Source organism: Psychrosphaera aestuarii, assembly GCF_017948405.1.
In the GTDB taxonomy this organism is placed as follows: domain Bacteria; phylum Pseudomonadota; class Gammaproteobacteria; order Enterobacterales; family Alteromonadaceae; genus Psychrosphaera; species Psychrosphaera aestuarii.
Genome location: NZ_CP072844.1, coordinates 2,175,488 through 2,193,347, shown reverse-complemented (window position 1 = coordinate 2,193,347; position 17,860 = coordinate 2,175,488). Strand labels below are relative to the sequence as shown.

Sequence of the window (17,860 nt, the reverse complement as noted above, 5' to 3'; positions counted from 1 at the left end):
CTCTTTTAGGATTGAGTCGTTTTACTTTGACTTAAATCTACGAGCACTCAGGGCTAAGCCAGCCATTAACAACATCCATGAAGATGGTTCTGGAACGTCATTTGACGGAGCTGGAAGTGGATTGCCTAACGAGCTATTTCGCATCGTCATTGCATAATTACGATTATTCCCATCAATTATAAGGCCATCAAATATCGAAATAAGTAAGAAAGCTCCGGCGTTATCTAAATCCGTCGTTGGCTCATGGTATATAGTGACTAAGTTATTGCTACCTGAATTGTTGGCGCCACTTACTACAAAAGAACCTTCTCCAGCACCACCATTGCCCCAAAACGCGGTATTTAAATTGTTTTCAACAAAAAGACTAAAATCAAGCATTTGTGGTGAAAAAGTATCTAATGAGATTGAAGCGAAGTTCAGCAGATTATTGCCTGGTGAGTTTATGTTAAAAAAATCAAAGCTTACTTGGTAATTAAAATTAGAAAAGTTAGTGGCATTAATTGTATTTATGCCGAAATCTAATTCGCCAAAAAGGCTGAAAAAACCAGTACCACTTACTTGGTACTCTTCACCATTTATCAGTGTGTCGCCAGTATAGCTTATATCGAATTCGTAGGTAATTGGTCCTGCAAATGCGGTGCTAGATAGCAAAAGTGTTGTTGCGATAGCACAGTTTTTAGCGCTATTTTTGATAAAGTTTTTCACTATTAACCCCTAAGTACAAATAACAGTGTTTTGTCTATTTTGGCCGATTAATAAACAAATAGCAATAAAGTTTTGTTTTCAATGCCAATATTATTGGCTAGACTTGTCTCATTAAGATTTGAGATCCGACCAGTGTAGTGTCATTAAGGATAGTTAATAATGAATATCGATAAAATATTTGAAGTCTTTCAAAACAAAAAAGAAAACTATCAATTAGTTATTCCCGATCATTGGTCTCAAGGACGAACGGTGTTCGGCGGTTTATCGGCTGCGTTAGCATATCAGGCAGCAGAAAACTTGATTGAAGATCAACGAGAACTTAGAGCGTTCCATTGTAACTTTATTGGTCCGGTTAATGTGGAAGAGCCGATTGAGGTGACTGCAGAAGTATTAAGGACCGGTAAAAATGTTACTCAAATTTTGGCAAAAGTAGTTCAAAATGGACAAGTCGGCGTCATGGCACAAGTTTGTTTTGGAATTAGTCGCGACTCAAAACTCAATCATGTAGATCATCCGCGTCATGACATGGAAGTACCTAAAAAAGCCAAATATATTCCACAAATTCCAAAAATTGTACCTAAGTTTATTCGTCACTTTGATTTAGCGTTGGATAAAGGTAGCTTTTCAGTTGGGACACGCAAAGATCCTGAAATGCACGGTTGGTGCAGATTAAGCCAAGCGCCTGAGAAAATGCGTATGGCCTATTTAATAGCGTTGATGGATGCTTGGCCACCAACCATGTTTCAAATGATGAAACTACCAGCGCCAGCAAGTACAATGAGTTGGGACATTGAGTTTTTACACCCAATTAGTGAAATATCTCCAACCGATTGGCTGGCTTGCGTTGTTAAAGCATCACATGTGAATCAGGGATATGGTCATGAAGAAGCAAATTTTTGGGATCAGAACGGCAGGTTAGTCGCGTTGTGCCGACAAGTAGTGGCTGTTTTTGGATAAAAGTTAAAATTCGCTGACGTTTATTCGAAAAATATTCGTATACTGTAGCTAAGTTATTGTTATAGGGGAATTACAGGTGGAATTATCCAACCTTCGACGCGAGTATTGTCAAGGCAAGCTCAGCGAGTCAGATGTAAACTCAAATCCATTTGCGCAATTTGAATCTTGGCTTCAACAAGTTATCGACGCTAAATTACCCGACCCAACGGCTATGGTTGTAGCAACGGTTGATGGGCAAGGCCAGCCGTCACAACGAATTGTGTTATTGAAACACTGTGATGACAATGGTTTTGTCTTTTTTACAAATTTAGGTAGCCGCAAAGCCCAAGAGCTATCGAAAAACCCCAAAATATCCTTGCACTTTCCATGGCATATATTGGAACGCCAGGTCATTGTATTTGGTGAAGTAGAGCCGTTATCAACAAGAGAAAATATGGCGTACTTTTTATCTCGTCCGAAAGAAAGCCAACTCGCAGCGTACGCTTCTCATCAGTCTCACCCAATTAAATCGCGTGATTTACTTATGCAAGGATTTGAGCGGATGAAAGATAAATTCTCAAAAGGTGAAATTCCTGCTCCAGACTTTTGGGGTGGTTATCGTGTAAAACCGTCAAAAATTGAGTTCTGGCAAGGCGGTGAACACCGCTTACATGATCGTATTTTATATACCAAAAATGGCAATCAATGGAACATAGAACGACTAGCTCCATAATGCTAAACAGTCAGTGGTTTGGTGACTAATTTGTTAATTGACTCGCATTGCCATTTAGATTTTAGTGATTTTACTGCAGACATTGATGCGGTAATTTCGCGAGCTTACAATAATAATGTGCGAGCGTTTTTAGTGCCGGGTGTGCAAAGTAACCAATGGCTAAAGCTAAAAACGTTCCAACAACAACATGATAGTGTTTTTGTAGCATTGGGTTGTCACCCATACTTTTTAGATAAATTTGCGGATAAGGATTTAGAGGTACTCGCTCAATTAGCAAGTCAAGATTGGGTTTGTGCCATTGGTGAATGCGGAATTGATGGCTATTTGGCGGAGCAGGGCAAGTCTCATGGCTTCTTGATACCACATCAACAACAAGTATTTGAAGCTCACATTGACATTGCTAATATCACAAACAAGCCGTTAATTGTCCATCATCGAAAGTCCCACCATTTAATATTGCAAAGCTTTAAACGGATCCCTCCAAAATGTGGTGGAATTATTCATGCTTTTAGTGGCAGTCTTAACGATGCAAAACGTTATATCGATTTAGGTTTTAAATTAGGGTGTGGAGGAACCATAACCTATCCTCGCGCTCAAAAAACGCGACAGGTTTTTACTCAAATAGAATTGTCTGACATAGTACTAGAAACGGACTCGCCAGATATGCCATTAAACGGGCAGCAAGGCTCAAGAAATGAGCCTAAAAACGTTAAAGATGTAGCAGTAGCATTGGCGTTACTAAGAAACGATTCTTTTGGTTCTATCGAAGCTACTACGAGTGATAATTTGATGCGGATATTGGGGATCACGCGATAAACACTCAGTAATATTCACTTAGAAAAATCACGCTCAAGTTGTACTTTAATCCTTTACCATGTAGGCGTTTGCAGAAAATGGTTTTAGGCCATTGGTAAGTAAGTATCCAATAAAACCCGACAACAGCATGATTAATAGCACTTGTTTGGTCATAGTATAAATATAACTGATGCCAGAGCGTTGCAGGTTTTTTGTAAGAACCGTCACTCGGATGAAACCTAATAGATCACCCGTTTTAGACTTTACATCTATGACATAAGGGGTAGGCAGAAATTTCTGTAGTTCGGTCGAGATATTAATAAACCGTTCTTTGGCTGGAATAGCATTCTCACTTTTACTAAGTAACTCACCGTATTTATTGTAAATTAGCATTTCGTAAATATTTTCCGAAACGAGCGCTGATTCAGTAAGCACCGCTAACGCATCGGTATCACCCTTAAGGATGTAATAAGCCGCGCTATGACCTGTTTGTTGCAAAAGGTTATCGGCAAGAACAATAGCATTTTCAGCCAACAGATCATTTCCTTTGGTTTTAATGTCGGCCCATAAACTGAGAGTGAATATAACCAAAGCGATGGCAATCAAAAGCTGTAGTAACTTTTTGCTGACTGACGATGTTTTAATGTAAGTGACTTTAGTGGCCATTAAGATCCGTTCGAAACGTTAAAATCAAAAATTTAATGTTAAATAGTGAGCATTTTATGACGAAAAAGCAATGTAGTTTGATATATTCTGTTCATAATTATTAATTACCAAGTGTTGTTATGGTCGCTAATCAAAATCTAACTTACAGTCACCTTTTCTCTGTGCATGACTGCACCTTATCAGACATATTTGTTGAGCTAAAAACAACAGATTATTGCTCGCTTTTTTTGATAAAGGACAATGCTGACTCATTGCAGTACCTAAAACTTGAGGGATTAAGCAGCGCAAAAAATCAAGACCTCGTCAATTCAACGGATAAAATTAAAATTGTTGCCTTTGCAAGTAATGAAAACTCGGTAGATAGTCACCTAAGTTCTAATGTAGCAACTGCATCTAATAACACTTCGACTTTCAGTTGGCAGGCGTTAGAACGTATTGTTAAGGCCATTGATACGCAATTTGATAATGTATTAGCTAGATTAATTAAACCCACTGAAGACTTACCTGGCGCGATTGAGTTTATTGTTGGCGAATCTGAAGATACGCAACTCTCGCTTGCAAAATGTAATGTTTTAAAAATGCGGTTAGCAGATGTGGCAGAAGAATTTGCTTTACAGATTGTTATGATGTCTGGCGAGAAAGATCCTACTGCGCCATGTCCATCTTTGGTGTCGCCAGGATTACTCGTTATGGATATGGATAGCACGGCAATATCAATTGAGTGTATTGATGAAATCGCCAAGCTTGCTGGCGTAGGAGAGCAGGTCGCAAGCGTAACTGCGTCAGCGATGCGTGGTGAGCTTGATTTTGCTGAAAGTTTGTATGCTCGAGTGGCAACGTTAACTGGCGCGTCAGACAGTATTATTGATCAGGTTGCGAATAATCTGCCACTCATGCCGGGCTTAACAGCTTTGGTAAGCGTATTACAAAAGCATGGCTGGAAAATAGCGATAGTGTCGGGGGGTTTTACTGCAATGACAGAAGCGTTAAAGCAACAGTTAAACTTAGATAGAACAATAGCAAATAACTTAGATGTAAAAAATGGCATATTAACCGGCAAAGTCAGTGGTAAAGTGATAGATGCGCAGGCCAAGGCAGAGGCTGTTGTGGAATTAGCAAAAGAGTTTGATATTCCCATGCAACAGACTATTGCCATGGGCGACGGCGCAAATGACTTATTAATGATGGCTGTTGCAAATCTTGGTGTAGCATTTCACGCTAAACCAAAGGTTCGCGAGCAAGCTGATGTTTCAGTTTCCCGTGGCGGATTAGATCAGCTTTTATATTTAATTAGTTAAAATTAACAAGTGTAAAACGCGGTTGGTTTGTTAAAATGCCGCGTCAAACAAACATACTAAATTTAATCAGGAATATTCATGTTACGCATATACAACACTATGTCCCGTCGCAAAGAGACTTTTAAACCGTTAGAGGCCGGCAAGGTTGGAATGTATGTATGCGGTATTACTGTTTATGACTTATTACACATGGGACATGGTCGTACGTACGTCGCGTTCGATGTGATGCAACGCTACTTTAGACACACGGGTTATGACGTTACCTTTGTTCGTAATATAACGGATGTTGACGATAAAATTATTAAGCGTGCGATTGAAAACAATGAAACCTGTGATGAGTTAACAAACCGCACTATTGCTATGATGCATGAAGATTTTGATGCGCTAAAAATGTTGCCAGCGGATATTGAACCGCGAGTGACAACTCATATGCCTGAAATCATTGACGTAATTCAACGCCTTATTGATAAAGGTCATGCATATGTGGCTGGTAATGGTGATGTGTTATTTGAAGTTTCCACATTTGAAAAGTACGGTGCGTTAGGTCGTCAAGACTTGACCCAACTGGTTTCTGGCGCAAGAGTTGACGTTGAAGAGAGCAAACGTGACCCGCTAGACTTTGTGTTGTGGAAGTTAGCTAAAGTTAACGAGCCCAGCTGGTCTTCGCCTTGGGGTGATGGTAGACCGGGCTGGCATATAGAGTGTTCGGCAATGAACTCAAAGCATTTAGGAACACATTTTGATATTCATGGCGGTGGGTCAGATTTACAATTCCCTCACCATGAAAATGAAATTGCTCAGTCATGCTGTGCGTTTGACACGCCATATGTAAATTATTGGATGCACACTGGTATGGTGCAAGTTGACAACGAAAAGATGTCTAAGTCATTGGGTAACTTTTTTACCGTCAGAGAAGTTTTAAAAACGTACGATGCAGAAACCGTTCGTTACTTCTTACTTTCAGGCCATTATCGTAGTCAATTGAATTACTCAGATGACAATTTGAAACAAGCAAAATCTAGTCTTGAACGTTTATATTCTGGGTTACGAGATGTTGTGCCAAACCTAGATGTTGATGTATCTAAATTTGAGCAGTCAGCTGACTTTTATGCAGCAATGGATGATGATTTTAATACTCCAGAAGCTTTAGCAGTACTCTTTGATTTAGTGAAAAAGCTAAATATTGAGAAAGCCAATAATGAAGCATCAGCGGCAGACACAGCCGGTGTTTTAGTTAAGTTTGGTGAGGTTCTTGGTTTACTGCAAAGTAATCCTGAGAGCTTTTTCCAAGGTGAACAAAATGACGATGAAGTTGCCAAAATTGAGCAGTTAATTATTCAACGTAACGATGCTAGAGCTAATAAAGATTGGGCCGCAGCTGATGCAGCCAGAGACGCTCTGAATGCGTTAGGTGTTGTGTTAGAAGATGGCGCGAATGGCACAACGTGGAAAAAAGGATAAATAAAAAAACCGGCTTAAGCCGGTTTTTTTTTGCTTTTTAATATTTAAATTTTAGTGGCTAAATGCTGGGGCGTAACCTGAGCTCCAAAACATTGCAAATGCAGTCATAATACAAACCAGTAAAATAAGGCCACATGTTACAACAGAGCTTGCATACATAAAGCCGCGTTCTTCTGGTATATGCATTAAAATCGGCACTCCAGCGTACAGAAGATACACTGAATAAGATAAAGCGATTAGTCCAACAATCATCACAAACCATACTTCAGGATATAACGCTCCAAAACCTGCCATAAACAAAGGTGTTGCCGTATAAGCCGCTAGTTCTAATGTTTGTGTGTAGGTTGGCTCTGAGCCAAACGTATGAGCCATCCAATGTGCCAAATAGCCTAACAAAAATACACCGGCAATTAAGGCGAAATACATGCCTGTACAAAGCAGTAGAGCCGTTTCGGACGTCATTTTGAGCGGTTCACCAACGCCAACACTCCAACCCATTTGTGTTACTGAAAAGTATCCACAAATAGCAGGTATTAACGCGATGATCATGATGTGAGACATTGAGTATTTGAAGCTTTCATGTCGATTGTCGATGGTATGCCATTCTTCAACCGGATGCGCGTACAGACCCCATAGGTGATTTAGTATCATAATTATGTTCCTTACTGTCTAGTGATCGCTACATTGCGCAAATGTTACACAATATGAGTATGTTATGGGCAAAAAATGATCAAGAGTCAAGAATAGAATTGCTCAAAAAGTAGTCTTTATATGCTTTATTGTTATATACAGTCTGTAAATACACCAAGAGTATTTATTCTAAAAAGACCTTCAATTACCTGAAGATATTGGCATTTTAGATTTATTTTTGGCCGCCATATATTTTTCAACGTCATTCAAAAAAATGATAATTTTTTGAGCGTTTTTTGATATCGAGATTATACTCAGGTCGTGGCCGCGCTAAATATTATTGATGTTGCCTGCTAAATTATTCTTCAACTAGGAATCCATTTCCAATTACTAGAGAGTAGCTATGATATTCGGATCGCAAAATAAAGAAGAAATAAAAGAACTAAAGCGACAAGTAGAGGACTTAAAATTACAAAATAGCAAATTAGAAGGTGACTTAACCACAGCTAAAAATGAGCATAGTCAGCTATTAAATAAGATAGCGTCAAAAGCTGAAAATAATGAAAGTCTGACATCTTACAGTAAACTCTGGGTCCAATCGTCAAACGTTGTTAACCAAATTAGAGAGAGTTTAGCTGAGTCTTCAAATCAACTTATTCACCACAGAGATAATTTTCAAGCATCCGATAAACTGTTTGATACCGTTATCAAAATGCTATCGTCAACAACAGGTTCAACACTAGAGATTGCCGAAAACACCAAACAGGCTTCCGCGTCTGCAGATGAGTTAAAAAACGTTATGTCCGGCATAAATGATTTCGTAAACATCATCAAAAGCATTTCAGACCAAACTAACTTGTTAGCATTAAACGCAGCAATTGAAGCAGCCCGTGCAGGTGAACAAGGTCGAGGTTTTGCCGTTGTAGCCGATGAAGTAAGAACACTGGCACAGCGCTCATCTGAAGCATCAAATGAGATTTCAGGATTGATAGAGCAAGTAAATCAACAGATGACAGGTGTTATTGCTGGTATCAATAGTGTTGGTGAAAAAAGCAGTGAGATTAACGACAGCACAATTCTTATTGAGAAAAAAGCCAACGAAATTGTTTCGATGTCGAAAAACATGTATTCAGTTATTTCATATTCAACGGCAAACTCATTTATTGATGCGGTTAAAATGGATCATGTGGTTTGGAAGTCAGAGGTGTACCAATATATGCTCGGACTATCGAGTAAGTCCATTGACGACTTTTCTGATCATACTCTCTGTCGATTAGGAAAATGGTACTACCACGGTGAGGGTGCCGAGAAGTATTCTAGTTATTCTGCATTTACTAAAGTTGAGAAGCCCCATTGCGAAGTACACTCGTTTGGTAAAGAGGCATTAACTGCGTTTTCAAATGGTAATCACAAAAAATCATTAGAGTGTTTATCTCAAATGGAAAAAGCCAGTGTCGCCGTGTTTTATCAATTAGAGGAACTTGCCGAACAAATTGAGGCGAGTGTCATGGCGATACCAGCAAAAACAAACTCGAAATAGGGGTGGGTTTAATAGGAATGAAAAGGTTAGAATAGGCTAACAGAGTCGTAAAAATGGTTAGCTATGAGTTTTGACAGTTTATTAGATCCTATAAAATCTTTTTTGCATTGCACAACACCACAGGCGTGGATTGACGAAGCAATAAAAAGTAAAAACCTAGAGATGTTGCTAATAGATCATCTAATTTGTGAACTTAAAGCCGCACAAACAGCAATGTGGTTAATTAGAAAGTATGCAGTAGATAAGGCTAGTGGTGATGAGTTGTTAGCTTGGTTAACACCTTATGAAGACTTCATTTATAAACGAGAAGGCAAGTTGTCCGACTTAGGTAACTTAAAGGGAATTAATAAAAAACTCACGCTGCGTGAAAACAGCCGCTACGGGCAAGAGTTAGTTGATAAAATGGTGATGTTAATTAAAGAAGAGTTACATCATTTTTATCAAGTTCTAGAGATTATGGAAGAAAAGGGTGTTGCATACCGAAGCATTACGCCAGCGCGTTATGCGAAAGGCATGATGAAGCATGTCAAAACTCACGAGCCTGAAACTCTCATTGATAAACTAATTTGTGGTGCTTACATCGAAGCTCGCTCATGTGAGCGGTTTGCCAAATTAGCACCTCATGTAGACAAGCGTTTAGGCGACTTTTATGTATCTTTACTTCGGTCAGAAGCTCGTCACTTTCAAGATTATTTATCTTTAGCTGAAGACATTGCTGGTGGTGATATTAGCGAACGAGTGGCATATTTTGGGGAAGTAGAAGCGACGTTAATCACTAGCACCGATGAAGACTTTAAGTTTCACAGTGGCGTGCCATCGTAATGTAAGATATTGATGTACCTATAAAAAGTAAAAATTGGAATTTTGCTTTTTTCGTTTGCAGCCTGATTTAAAAAGTACGACAATGGCTAAAAATAGCCCAACTAGTTAAATTGCAATGGAATTCAGGGAAAAAGTTAATCACTTTAGAGATGAAATGGAGTACCTTGGCGTCTCCGACTATTTGGCTGCCCCTTTTTTGTACCGAGGCTTGTGGAAACTAGGTGTTAAAGAGCCACCACCGATTTTTACAAGTTTTGTTAGAGGACTGCTAGTTCAAATTGCCTGTTTCGCATTCGTTATGGTTTGCACCTTGCTGGTGTTGCACATCGTTTTCAAAATAGATTCAAACATCACCATCAATCTGTTTGCGATTATTTGTTTATTTAGTGCATCATACAGCTTCTTTATGACAATCTCGTACCAACAATTAAGCAAAATATTGGAGCTCCCAGATTGGGAACTCTACTTGTCGAAAAAGTACAAAACCGACGATTCAAATATTTCTTAACTTATTAAAAAATATCATTAACCGCGATACCAAAGCCAATTTTTTGCTGCTTATGGTTATAGTCGATTAAGCTCTCACCATATCCACTGAAATACTGTGCAAAACCAACTAAACGAGACGAGCCTGGGAATGGAAACGAATAGTTTAGTTCAATTGAGCCATTGCCGGTATTCCAATTATTACGAAGATTAAAAGATAACTTGTGCTGATCATTAAAAGCGTAAGCTCCAAATAGTTCGTAGTAACCCAGGAATTTATGAATATCAGGATTGTCATCACCTGAAGGATCGAGCGGGCTAGTTTTTTCATTTTCTTTTAATCGATACCAAGGCTTGATGCCTACAGCAAAGTCGTCTTTTTCATAAACAACAGAGGCCAGTATACGGTTCCAGCTTCTTGAAAGTAGTTGTGTTTGACCATTTGACTGATGTTCAAAATGCAACGTAAAGGCCATGTTGCCGTCGTTTGGCTTCCAAGGAAGCGGCGCAACATAAAAAATTTCTGGCGTGTAGTTTGTTTCACGAAAGGGTTTAGAAATTTCATCAGAATAGACTTGCCACCAAGCCTGAATTGTCATGGCAAAATATAATCCGTCACCAGGAATAAATAATGTACTGCTTCTTAACGGTACTTTAAAACTAATTTGATACTTGGATTCATATTCCTCTAGTTGCCCTGAAATAAGCTCATTGCTTTCATAAGGCTTTCTATTAAATCGATCAGATATAGTAAAGGGCAATATATAACTTTGTTTATGAGGAGTAATAACAAAAGGGTTTAACTCGGTGGTCCGCTCGTTAATGATACGTTGTGCCAATCGCCCTTTTTTAATTCCTCGAGACAATATACGCGTTTCACAGTATCTAAAAATCAACTTGTCGTCTGCCGTTACAAACCCAGTTTCTTTAAGTGTCTGTGCACAGGCTTTAATTTTTTGTTCAAGCGCAATTTCTTCCGGAGTTTTTACTATATCATCTACTCCCGCAGTCACGGGCAATGCCGCAAGCGCTGATAGTAATAGCGTACTTATCTGGAGCTTTCTTAAATGTGAAGACATGGATATCCCTAAATAAAATGGCGAGGTGGCTACAACAAGACACTCATAATAAAAGAGTTTTACGTATTAATGCTAGTTTGGTTTGAAAAAGTTGCAGGGTAAGTGTGAATATTTTTTAAAATGTTCACATAATTTGTTTCTCCTATTATCAGTTACAAAACGGCCAATTTCTATAAGTTGTTGTAATAATTGTATTTTTAATTATTTTTCAATATTTTTTTTAAACTGGCACACAAGTAGCAACCTATAAATCTGTAAACAAATGAATTTGAATTTTTAAACAAGAATAAGCAGCAACATTAAAGTTTATTTAAGGAGCATGCATGTTATCTTGGATCATTACGTTTTTTGTGATTGCAATTATTGCCGGTATTTTTGGTTTTAGTGGTATCGCTGGCGCTGCAACAGGTATTGCAAAAATTCTATTTTTCATATTTTTAGTCGGACTTGTGGTTTCTATAATTTTGAATGCATTCCACGGACGTAAAACTAACCTTTAAAAGGTAAACAGGAGATATATTATGAAGTTATTAAAACTATTATTTATTGCAACACCATTAGTATTATCAGCATTTGTTCTGCAAGGGTGTGAAAAAGGACCAGGCGAAAAAGCCGGTGAGAAAGTTGATGAAGTAATGACTGATGCAGGTAACGCTATTGAAGATGCGTGTGAAGACGTAAAAGAGAAAGCCGATGCGAAGGATAAAGACTGTTAATTCAGTTATCCTTTAGCCGAAAAGAAAAGCCTGCATTAGCAGGCTTTTTTGTGTCGATGTGTGTTTGACTATAAGTCGAACTGATAGTTGACTTTAACGCCGATACTTCTTGGTTTTACGACGTAATGACCATAGGTACGCCCAAGCTCAGTTAAATCTTTATTTTCACTTGCAAAAACGGCATTACCGGACCAAGACGGATCTCGTCTGTTCGCTGTGTAAGCGTACTTATTAAATACGTTATCAACGTAGGCGGTTACCGACCAATTGTCATCAGACAGAGTAGCCGATAGGTTGCTTAACGCGTAACCCGGTAATATTTCCCCATCTGCTCGTAAACCAACCTTAGTATAAACATCACTCTGAGCCGTTAAGCCGTAATTTACACTTAGTAATTTGTCGTTAAGTACATCGGTTTGGTAGTTCACTCCAAATGTAAATTGTTGTTCAGGTGCGCCAGGCAAACGGTCACCATCTTTACCATCATAAAAGTCTTGTAGAGCAGAGCCAGCATCACCTGCAACTTTAAACAAGAATGGTGCATCTTCGGTTAACTCAGCTTTTGCATAAGAAAAGCTCGCAAATATCGCCCAGTCTTTCAAAAGCGTGGTTCGCGAAGACAATTCAAAACCTTGAGATTTTGCTTTACCGGCATTCAAAGTAATAGGCTCGGCACCATAAACGGTAGCCGCACTAATTTGAGCATCATTCCAATCAACGTTAAATATGGATGCGTTTATATGTAGCTTGTTGTTAAACCAAGTACTCTTCAGTCCGAGCTCTGTGTTTTGCGTTGTATCTGGTTGATATTCAACTTCATTTGGCAATGCGCATACCTGTGCAGTTACCGGATCGGTACAAGCAATGATACCGTTACCACCGCCAAGTCTGAAACCTTCACTAATGGTAAAATAACCAATAACATTGTCATCAAATTGATAACTAGCGTTAAATTTAAAAAGATTACCAGAGTCAGAGGCTGTTACGGTTTCAAATTGCAGATCATCTAAAGTTACAACCGTATCAACATCGAGTGGGGCTGCTGCTGCGGATACAGTATTTACATCGTATTTATATAGACGAGTGCCGACTGTTAATTCCAATTGTTCAGAAACCGCGTAAGTAAGCTCTCCAAATAGAGCAGACTCTTTGCTTTTGTTAAATCCAGTCGCTATATATTCAAGATCGTAATCTAGGTTTTCGTAATCATCGTTATACCATTCAAGTGTTGCGCCTGGCATATATTCACGGTCATCGAAGTCATACTGTGAGTCAGAATAAAAAACACCCACGATCCAAGTTAAATTTTGCTCATTATTTGATACTAATCTGAACTCTTGGCTAAAAGAGTCGCCTTCTCCAAAGTCGCGAGTATAGGCAGGAAAGTCTGCATAACCAGTCCAAATATCCTGCATAAGGAGATCTGTTTGATCACGTTGTCCGGTTTGTTCAAATTTTGTAAAGCCAGTCGCAGAAACTAATTCGGCATAACCTAGATTTAACGATAACTCAGCGCTAATTAGGTGATCGATTTGTTCACCCGGCTCCTCATATCGCATTACATTCTGATAAGGCTGAACAAACGCTGATAAAGGGTTTTCAGCTGATAGCGTATTAAACTGATCAATGGCGTTGCCACCAACTTCTTTGTTTTGATATATGTAATTTATCGATGCGTTAAAATTGTCCGTCGGTGCCCACGTTACGGCGACCCTTGCGGTTAAAGTATCTTCAGTGTTGGCATCTTTAACGGTTTTTAAATTTTCATTAACGGCATTTGAATCACTCCAGTCAGGATCAGCTGAAGATTGTCCCGGAGTTTTTAGTACAGTGGTGTAATCAATAAAACCTGGGCTGGATAGTTTATTAACATTAAACCTTACGGCTAATTCGTCTTGAATAAGTGGCAGATTAATAATTGCGCTCGCTTCAGTGCCAAAGTCTTCGCTTTCAGCCAAAGAAAAAGTATCTAATGACACGGCCATATTGCTCTCGTCTAACGCTGGTTCATTTAAAATATAACGAATCGCGCCGCCGAGCGAGCCGGTTCCATACAATGTTCCTTGTGGGCCAATTAATACTTCAACACGCTGTATATCAATTAAACGTAAGTCGGTATCAAACGCAATATCGCCTAAGTAGGTGGCGACTGTACCGCCATCGGCAGCACGGTCTGAACTGTTGGTATTAAGGCCACGAACAATAATTGATGCGCCTTCACGACCACCTTGATCAGCAATTGTTAATCCTGGCACCCAACGAGCCATATCTTCTTGAGAATAAATATTCTGTTGCTTCATGATGTCACCGTCGAGCGCAGAAATATTCATTGGCACTTCTTGTAAGGTTCCCGATCGTCGGCTAGCGGTAACCTCAATTTTTTCTATTTGATTAACGCCTTTGCTATCATTGGCTATTTTTGCATAACTAGTAAAGCTTGATGCAATAGCTATTGACAAAATTGACGATTTAAAAAGAAGGTTTGAGGTGTACTGCATTTGTTTTCCTTAATGAATAAATATATAGATTTTGTGCATGATTATATTTTATTGTTGTTTCGTCAATTAAAAGTTAAGTAATAGCTCTAATTTATTTTAATGTAGGTTATTAATTTTTCTAATGCCCTTGAAATACCAAATAAAAGCGTCAAATAGAAGAAACCTAGATGCCGCGTTTAAATTAGACGCTGTAACCACAACAGTTTGTGTTAACACATTGAATACAAGGAATAAAAATGACTACAAATAAATCGATCCATTTAATGAAACGTCCTACTGGCGGGCCGATTGATGACAGTTTGTTTGAAATCAGAGAAAATGAAGTTCGTGATATTAACGACGGTGAAGTGTTAGTTAAACAAAACATGATGTCTTTAGATCCAGCGATGTTTGGTTGGATGAGCCCAGATACAGAAAGTTATATACCACCGGTTGAACTGGGTGATGTTATGCGTAGCTCAGGTATTGGTGAAGTCGTTGCAAGTAAAAGTGATAAGTTCCAAGTTGGCGACCGTGTAATGGGTATGATGGGCTGGCAACATTACTATGTCGGAAGTGCAGAAGGGCTCAATAAAATTGAAGCGCCTGTTTCAGATGAAGCGGTGTTATCGGTATTTGCACTTCCTGGTTTAACGGCAACTCAAGGACTAATTAAAGTAGGGCAACCTAAGTCAGGCGAAACTTTAATAGTGACAGGTGCAGCAGGTTCAGTAGGTTCTATTGTTGGGCAATTAGCAAAAGCAGAGGGCTTAAACGTAATTGGTGTTGTCGGTAGCGATGAAAAAGCAGAATGGATAACTAAAGAATTAGGTTTTGATGGTGCCATTAATTATAAAACGGATGACTTAGCGGCTAAATTAGACGAGCTTGCACCAAAGGGCATCGATTTATTTTTCGAAAACACGGGAGGCCCAATCCAACATCATATCTTTGAACGAATGAACGCGCATGGTCGAGTGGTTGTATGTGGCTTAATTGCAGACTATCCAAAAGCAGAACCCGCGCCAGGTCCAAGCTGGTTAAATGTGATTAAAAAACGAATTCGAATAGAAGGCTTTACGATGCCGGATCATTTCGGTGAAATACCGCAACTTTTGCAAACATTAACGCCTTATGTAATGGGCGGTAAAGTTAAATATCGCGCACACACATTAGAAGGGTTAGAGTCAGCAATAACAGGCTTGAACTTGTTCTTTACCGGTGACAACAAAGGTAAGTTAGTGGTTAAGTTTTAATACTTTAGCTACTTACAATATGTAAATGAGGGATGAAGTTTAGGTTATTGACTTTGTCACCAGGTACAAAAAAGCCGCTAGTCATGAAATATTTCATCGAACTAGCGGCTTTTTTAATGCTGGTAATTAAGTTATTACCAAATACGTACGCGATCTTCTGGCGCTAAGTATAAAGCGTCGTCCGGTTTCACATCGAATGCTTTGTACCAAGCGTCGTGGTTACGAGGTGCTAATGCACGGAATTGACCAGGCGCGTGAGTACCAGCGCGAAGCTGTTGTAACATGCTTTGCTCAGTGCGCTTTTCTCGCCAAACTTGTGCCCATGCTAAGAAGAAGCGTTGGTCGCCTGTTACACCATCAATAACCGGTGCTTCCTTGCCATTTAAGCTTAGTTTGTATGCATGGTAAGCCATTGCTAGACCACCTACATCGCCAATGTTTTCGCCTAGGCTGTTACGTCCATTAACGAAGTTTTCAGGAATTGGCTCATACTTGCTGTATTGTTCGGCTAACATGTCTGCCTTAGCATCAAAAGCAGCTCGGTCTTCATCAGTCCACCAGTTACGTTGAATGCCATTTGCATCTGACTTTGAACCTTGGTCGTCAAAGCCGTGACCCATTTCGTGGCCAATAACGGCACCAATCGCTCCATAGTTCACTGCTGGATCTGCATTTGGATCAAAGAATGGTGGTTGTAAAATGGCCGCAGGGAATACAATTTCGTTAAACGATGAATTGTAATATGCATTTACCTGTTGCGGCGTCATACCCCAGCGGTTGCGGTCTGTTTTCTTCAGTTCTTGTTCAACACTGTCGTTTTGGAAGAATTGACGAATATTACGAATGCTACCAATAAGATCATCAGATTTAATTGTGAGGCCATTAAATGACTGCCACACATCTGGGTAACCAATTTTAGGTACAAACGCCGCTAGTTTAGCTTGCGCTTCAACTTTCGTTTCTTCACCCATCCAATCTAACTTTTCTACTCGTTCGCTTAATGCTTTACGAAGGTTTTCAACTAAGTCAGCCATTTGCGTTTTTGAGCTTTCTGGGAAGTATCGATCAACATAAATTTTACCAATAGCAAAACCTAAAGACTCGGTACCCGACATAGTGCCAAGTGCACGTTTCCAGCGAGGGCGAGGCTCTTGCTGTCCGCTTAACTTAGTGCCGAAGAATGCAAAATTGGCGGCATAAATTTCTTCAGACAATAGACCCGAATTATTCGAAATTGTGTGGTACGTTAGGTAGTCTTTCCAAACATCTAGTGATTCAGAGTTGATCACAGCGATCATGTCTTTTACTGGTTGTGGTTGAGATACGTTTAGATGTGGTACCTTGTAACCTGTTTGTGCAAAGTAAGTATCCCAATCAAATCCTGGGTATTCTTTTGCTAAGTCTTCGCGCTTAATTTGATTAAGCGTTAAATCGCGGTTACGACGTTTTTCACGTGGCCACTGTAATTCAGCGATTTTTGTTTCTAACGCTAAAATTTCCTTGGCTTTTTGCTCAGCATTTTCAACTTTTGCAAACGCTAACATTTCAGCGATGTGTGCAACGTAAGCCGCACGAATGTCTTGGAAACGCTCGCTGTCAGTTAAGTAGTAAGAACGATCTGGAAGACCTAAGCCACCCACACCTACTGACATTTGATATTCATCTGGGTCTAAACGGTTAAACCACATGCCACCACCGATAGGGCTAGTTGTACCGTCTAACCAAGCTTGACCAAATACTTTGGTTAAATCCGTTACTGAACCAATATTAGCGATTTTATCTAGCACTGGTTGAATCGGTGAAATACCTTTTTTATTTAGTGTTTCAGTGTCCATGTAAGCTGCATAAAAGTCAGCAACCATTTGCTCTTCTTTATTCAGGTTTTTACCTGAAGTTAAGCTATCGATAATAGCCTTAACTTGTTCTTCAGAGCGTTCCGCTAATGCGGTAAACGCACCATAGCGAGTTTTATCTGCTGGCATTTCATAATTGTCATACCAAGTACCTGATGCATACATAAAGAAGTCATCACCCGGTTTAATAGCTTCGTTACGAGCAGAAAGATCGACACCAAAACTACCAAGTTCAGCTTTTTTAGCGACCTCAACAGCAGTCTGAGCGTCGTTGTTTTTAGCAGTTGTATTTTGTTCACAAGCAGTCAGCGTAAAAAGCGCACTGACCACTGAGATAGCGAGAAGAGATTTTTTCATGTTATTCCTATTACTTTTTTATTATTTTTTGACACAGTTATCGATTAAGT

17 protein-coding genes and 1 pseudogene are annotated in these 17,860 nt (G+C 39.3%); 12 read left to right on the top strand and 6 right to left on the bottom strand.

What is annotated here, in order from left to right; translation table 11 throughout:
* Nucleotides 1-21: 21 nt before the first annotated feature.
* Nucleotides 22-705: a PEP-CTERM sorting domain-containing protein gene (locus J9318_RS09970; RefSeq protein WP_210559780.1), complete on the bottom strand. Its 684-nt coding sequence runs from the start codon at nt 703-705 to the stop codon at nt 22-24.
* Between the two features lie 159 nt (nt 706-864).
* On the opposite strand from J9318_RS09970, the gene J9318_RS09965 reads away from it, so the two are divergent.
* From J9318_RS09965 to J9318_RS09955, 3 genes are all read left to right on the top strand, one after another.
* Complete coding sequence (locus J9318_RS09965) at nt 865-1,662, top strand: acyl-CoA thioesterase (protein ID WP_210559779.1); 798 nt, start codon at nt 865-867, stop codon at nt 1,660-1,662.
* A 76-nt stretch (nt 1,663-1,738) separates the two neighbouring features.
* Nucleotides 1,739-2,374 carry a pyridoxamine 5'-phosphate oxidase gene (pdxH, locus tag J9318_RS09960; protein ID WP_210559778.1) on the top strand — a complete coding sequence of 212 codons (636 nt, stop codon included), beginning with the start codon at nt 1,739-1,741 and terminating at the stop codon, nt 2,372-2,374.
* 30 nt (nt 2,375-2,404) lie between these two features.
* Complete coding sequence (locus tag J9318_RS09955) at nt 2,405-3,190, top strand: TatD family hydrolase (RefSeq protein WP_210559777.1); 786 nt, start codon at nt 2,405-2,407, stop codon at nt 3,188-3,190.
* Between the two features lie 45 nt (nt 3,191-3,235).
* Here J9318_RS09955 and J9318_RS09950 read toward each other — a convergent pair whose 3' ends face one another.
* Nucleotides 3,236-3,835, bottom strand: a complete 600-nt coding sequence (locus J9318_RS09950) for an AhpA/YtjB family protein (protein ID WP_210559776.1) — start codon at nt 3,833-3,835, stop codon at nt 3,236-3,238.
* Between the two features lie 119 nt (nt 3,836-3,954).
* On the opposite strand from J9318_RS09950, the gene serB reads away from it, so the two are divergent.
* Both serB and cysS read left to right on the top strand, forming a co-directional pair.
* Nucleotides 3,955-5,133 (top strand): phosphoserine phosphatase SerB, encoded by a 1,179-nt coding sequence (gene serB / locus J9318_RS14065; RefSeq protein ID WP_244731620.1) that lies wholly within the window; start codon nt 3,955-3,957, stop codon nt 5,131-5,133.
* A 78-nt stretch (nt 5,134-5,211) separates the two neighbouring features.
* Nucleotides 5,212-6,594 (top strand): cysteine--tRNA ligase, encoded by a 1,383-nt coding sequence (cysS, locus tag J9318_RS09940; RefSeq protein WP_210559775.1) that lies wholly within the window; start codon nt 5,212-5,214, stop codon nt 6,592-6,594.
* A gap of 51 nt (nt 6,595-6,645) precedes the next feature.
* Here the strand turns inward: cysS and J9318_RS09935 are convergent, their stop codons facing one another.
* Nucleotides 6,646-7,245 carry a Yip1 family protein gene (locus J9318_RS09935; protein WP_210559774.1) on the bottom strand — a complete coding sequence of 200 codons (600 nt, stop codon included), beginning with the start codon at nt 7,243-7,245 and terminating at the stop codon, nt 6,646-6,648.
* An 808-nt stretch (nt 7,246-8,053) separates the two neighbouring features.
* On the opposite strand from J9318_RS09935, the pseudogene J9318_RS14170 reads away from it, so the two are divergent.
* From J9318_RS14170 to J9318_RS09920, 4 genes and pseudogenes are all read left to right on the top strand, one after another.
* Nucleotides 8,054-8,299, top strand: a pseudogene (locus J9318_RS14170) (methyl-accepting chemotaxis protein); the annotation flags it as partial.
* Between the two features lie 36 nt (nt 8,300-8,335).
* The gene (locus tag J9318_RS14165) at nt 8,336-8,764 is read left to right on the top strand and encodes a CZB domain-containing protein (RefSeq protein WP_425314336.1); all 429 of its coding nucleotides are present in this window, start codon (nt 8,336-8,338) and stop codon (nt 8,762-8,764) included.
* Between the two features lie 63 nt (nt 8,765-8,827).
* Entirely contained in the window at nt 8,828-9,586 is a 759-nt protein-coding gene (miaE, locus tag J9318_RS09925) for a tRNA isopentenyl-2-thiomethyl-A-37 hydroxylase MiaE (RefSeq protein WP_210559772.1), read from the top strand.
* Between the two features lie 115 nt (nt 9,587-9,701).
* The gene (locus J9318_RS09920; RefSeq protein WP_210559771.1) at nt 9,702-10,094 is read left to right on the top strand and encodes a DUF6404 family protein; all 393 of its coding nucleotides are present in this window, start codon (nt 9,702-9,704) and stop codon (nt 10,092-10,094) included.
* A gap of 4 nt (nt 10,095-10,098) precedes the next feature.
* Here the strand turns inward: J9318_RS09920 and J9318_RS09915 are convergent, their stop codons facing one another.
* Entirely contained in the window at nt 10,099-11,151 is a 1,053-nt protein-coding gene (locus tag J9318_RS09915) for a phospholipase A (RefSeq protein ID WP_210559770.1), read from the bottom strand.
* Nucleotides 11,152-11,474: 323 nt separating this feature from the next.
* Here J9318_RS09915 and J9318_RS09910 point away from each other — a divergent pair, with 323 nt between their 5' ends.
* Together J9318_RS09910 and J9318_RS09905 are read left to right on the top strand one after the other, a co-directional pair.
* Nucleotides 11,475-11,651, top strand: a complete 177-nt coding sequence (locus tag J9318_RS09910) for a DUF1328 domain-containing protein (protein WP_210559769.1) — start codon at nt 11,475-11,477, stop codon at nt 11,649-11,651.
* A 21-nt stretch (nt 11,652-11,672) separates the two neighbouring features.
* A complete protein-coding gene (locus J9318_RS09905; RefSeq protein ID WP_210559768.1) occupies nt 11,673-11,867 on the top strand; it encodes a hypothetical protein in 195 nt (64 codons plus the stop codon).
* 68 nt (nt 11,868-11,935) lie between these two features.
* On the opposite strand, the gene J9318_RS09900 is transcribed toward J9318_RS09905, so the two are convergent.
* Nucleotides 11,936-14,365, bottom strand: a complete 2,430-nt coding sequence (locus J9318_RS09900) for a TonB-dependent receptor (protein ID WP_210559767.1) — start codon at nt 14,363-14,365, stop codon at nt 11,936-11,938.
* A 236-nt stretch (nt 14,366-14,601) separates the two neighbouring features.
* Between J9318_RS09900 and J9318_RS09895 the strand changes: the two genes are divergently transcribed.
* A complete protein-coding gene (locus tag J9318_RS09895) occupies nt 14,602-15,600 on the top strand; it encodes an NADP-dependent oxidoreductase (protein ID WP_210559766.1) in 999 nt (332 codons plus the stop codon).
* 134 nt (nt 15,601-15,734) lie between these two features.
* Here the strand turns inward: J9318_RS09895 and J9318_RS09890 are convergent, their stop codons facing one another.
* Complete coding sequence (locus tag J9318_RS09890) at nt 15,735-17,810, bottom strand: M13 family metallopeptidase (RefSeq protein ID WP_210559765.1); 2,076 nt, start codon at nt 17,808-17,810, stop codon at nt 15,735-15,737.
* Between the last annotated feature and the right edge of the window lie 50 nt (nt 17,811-17,860).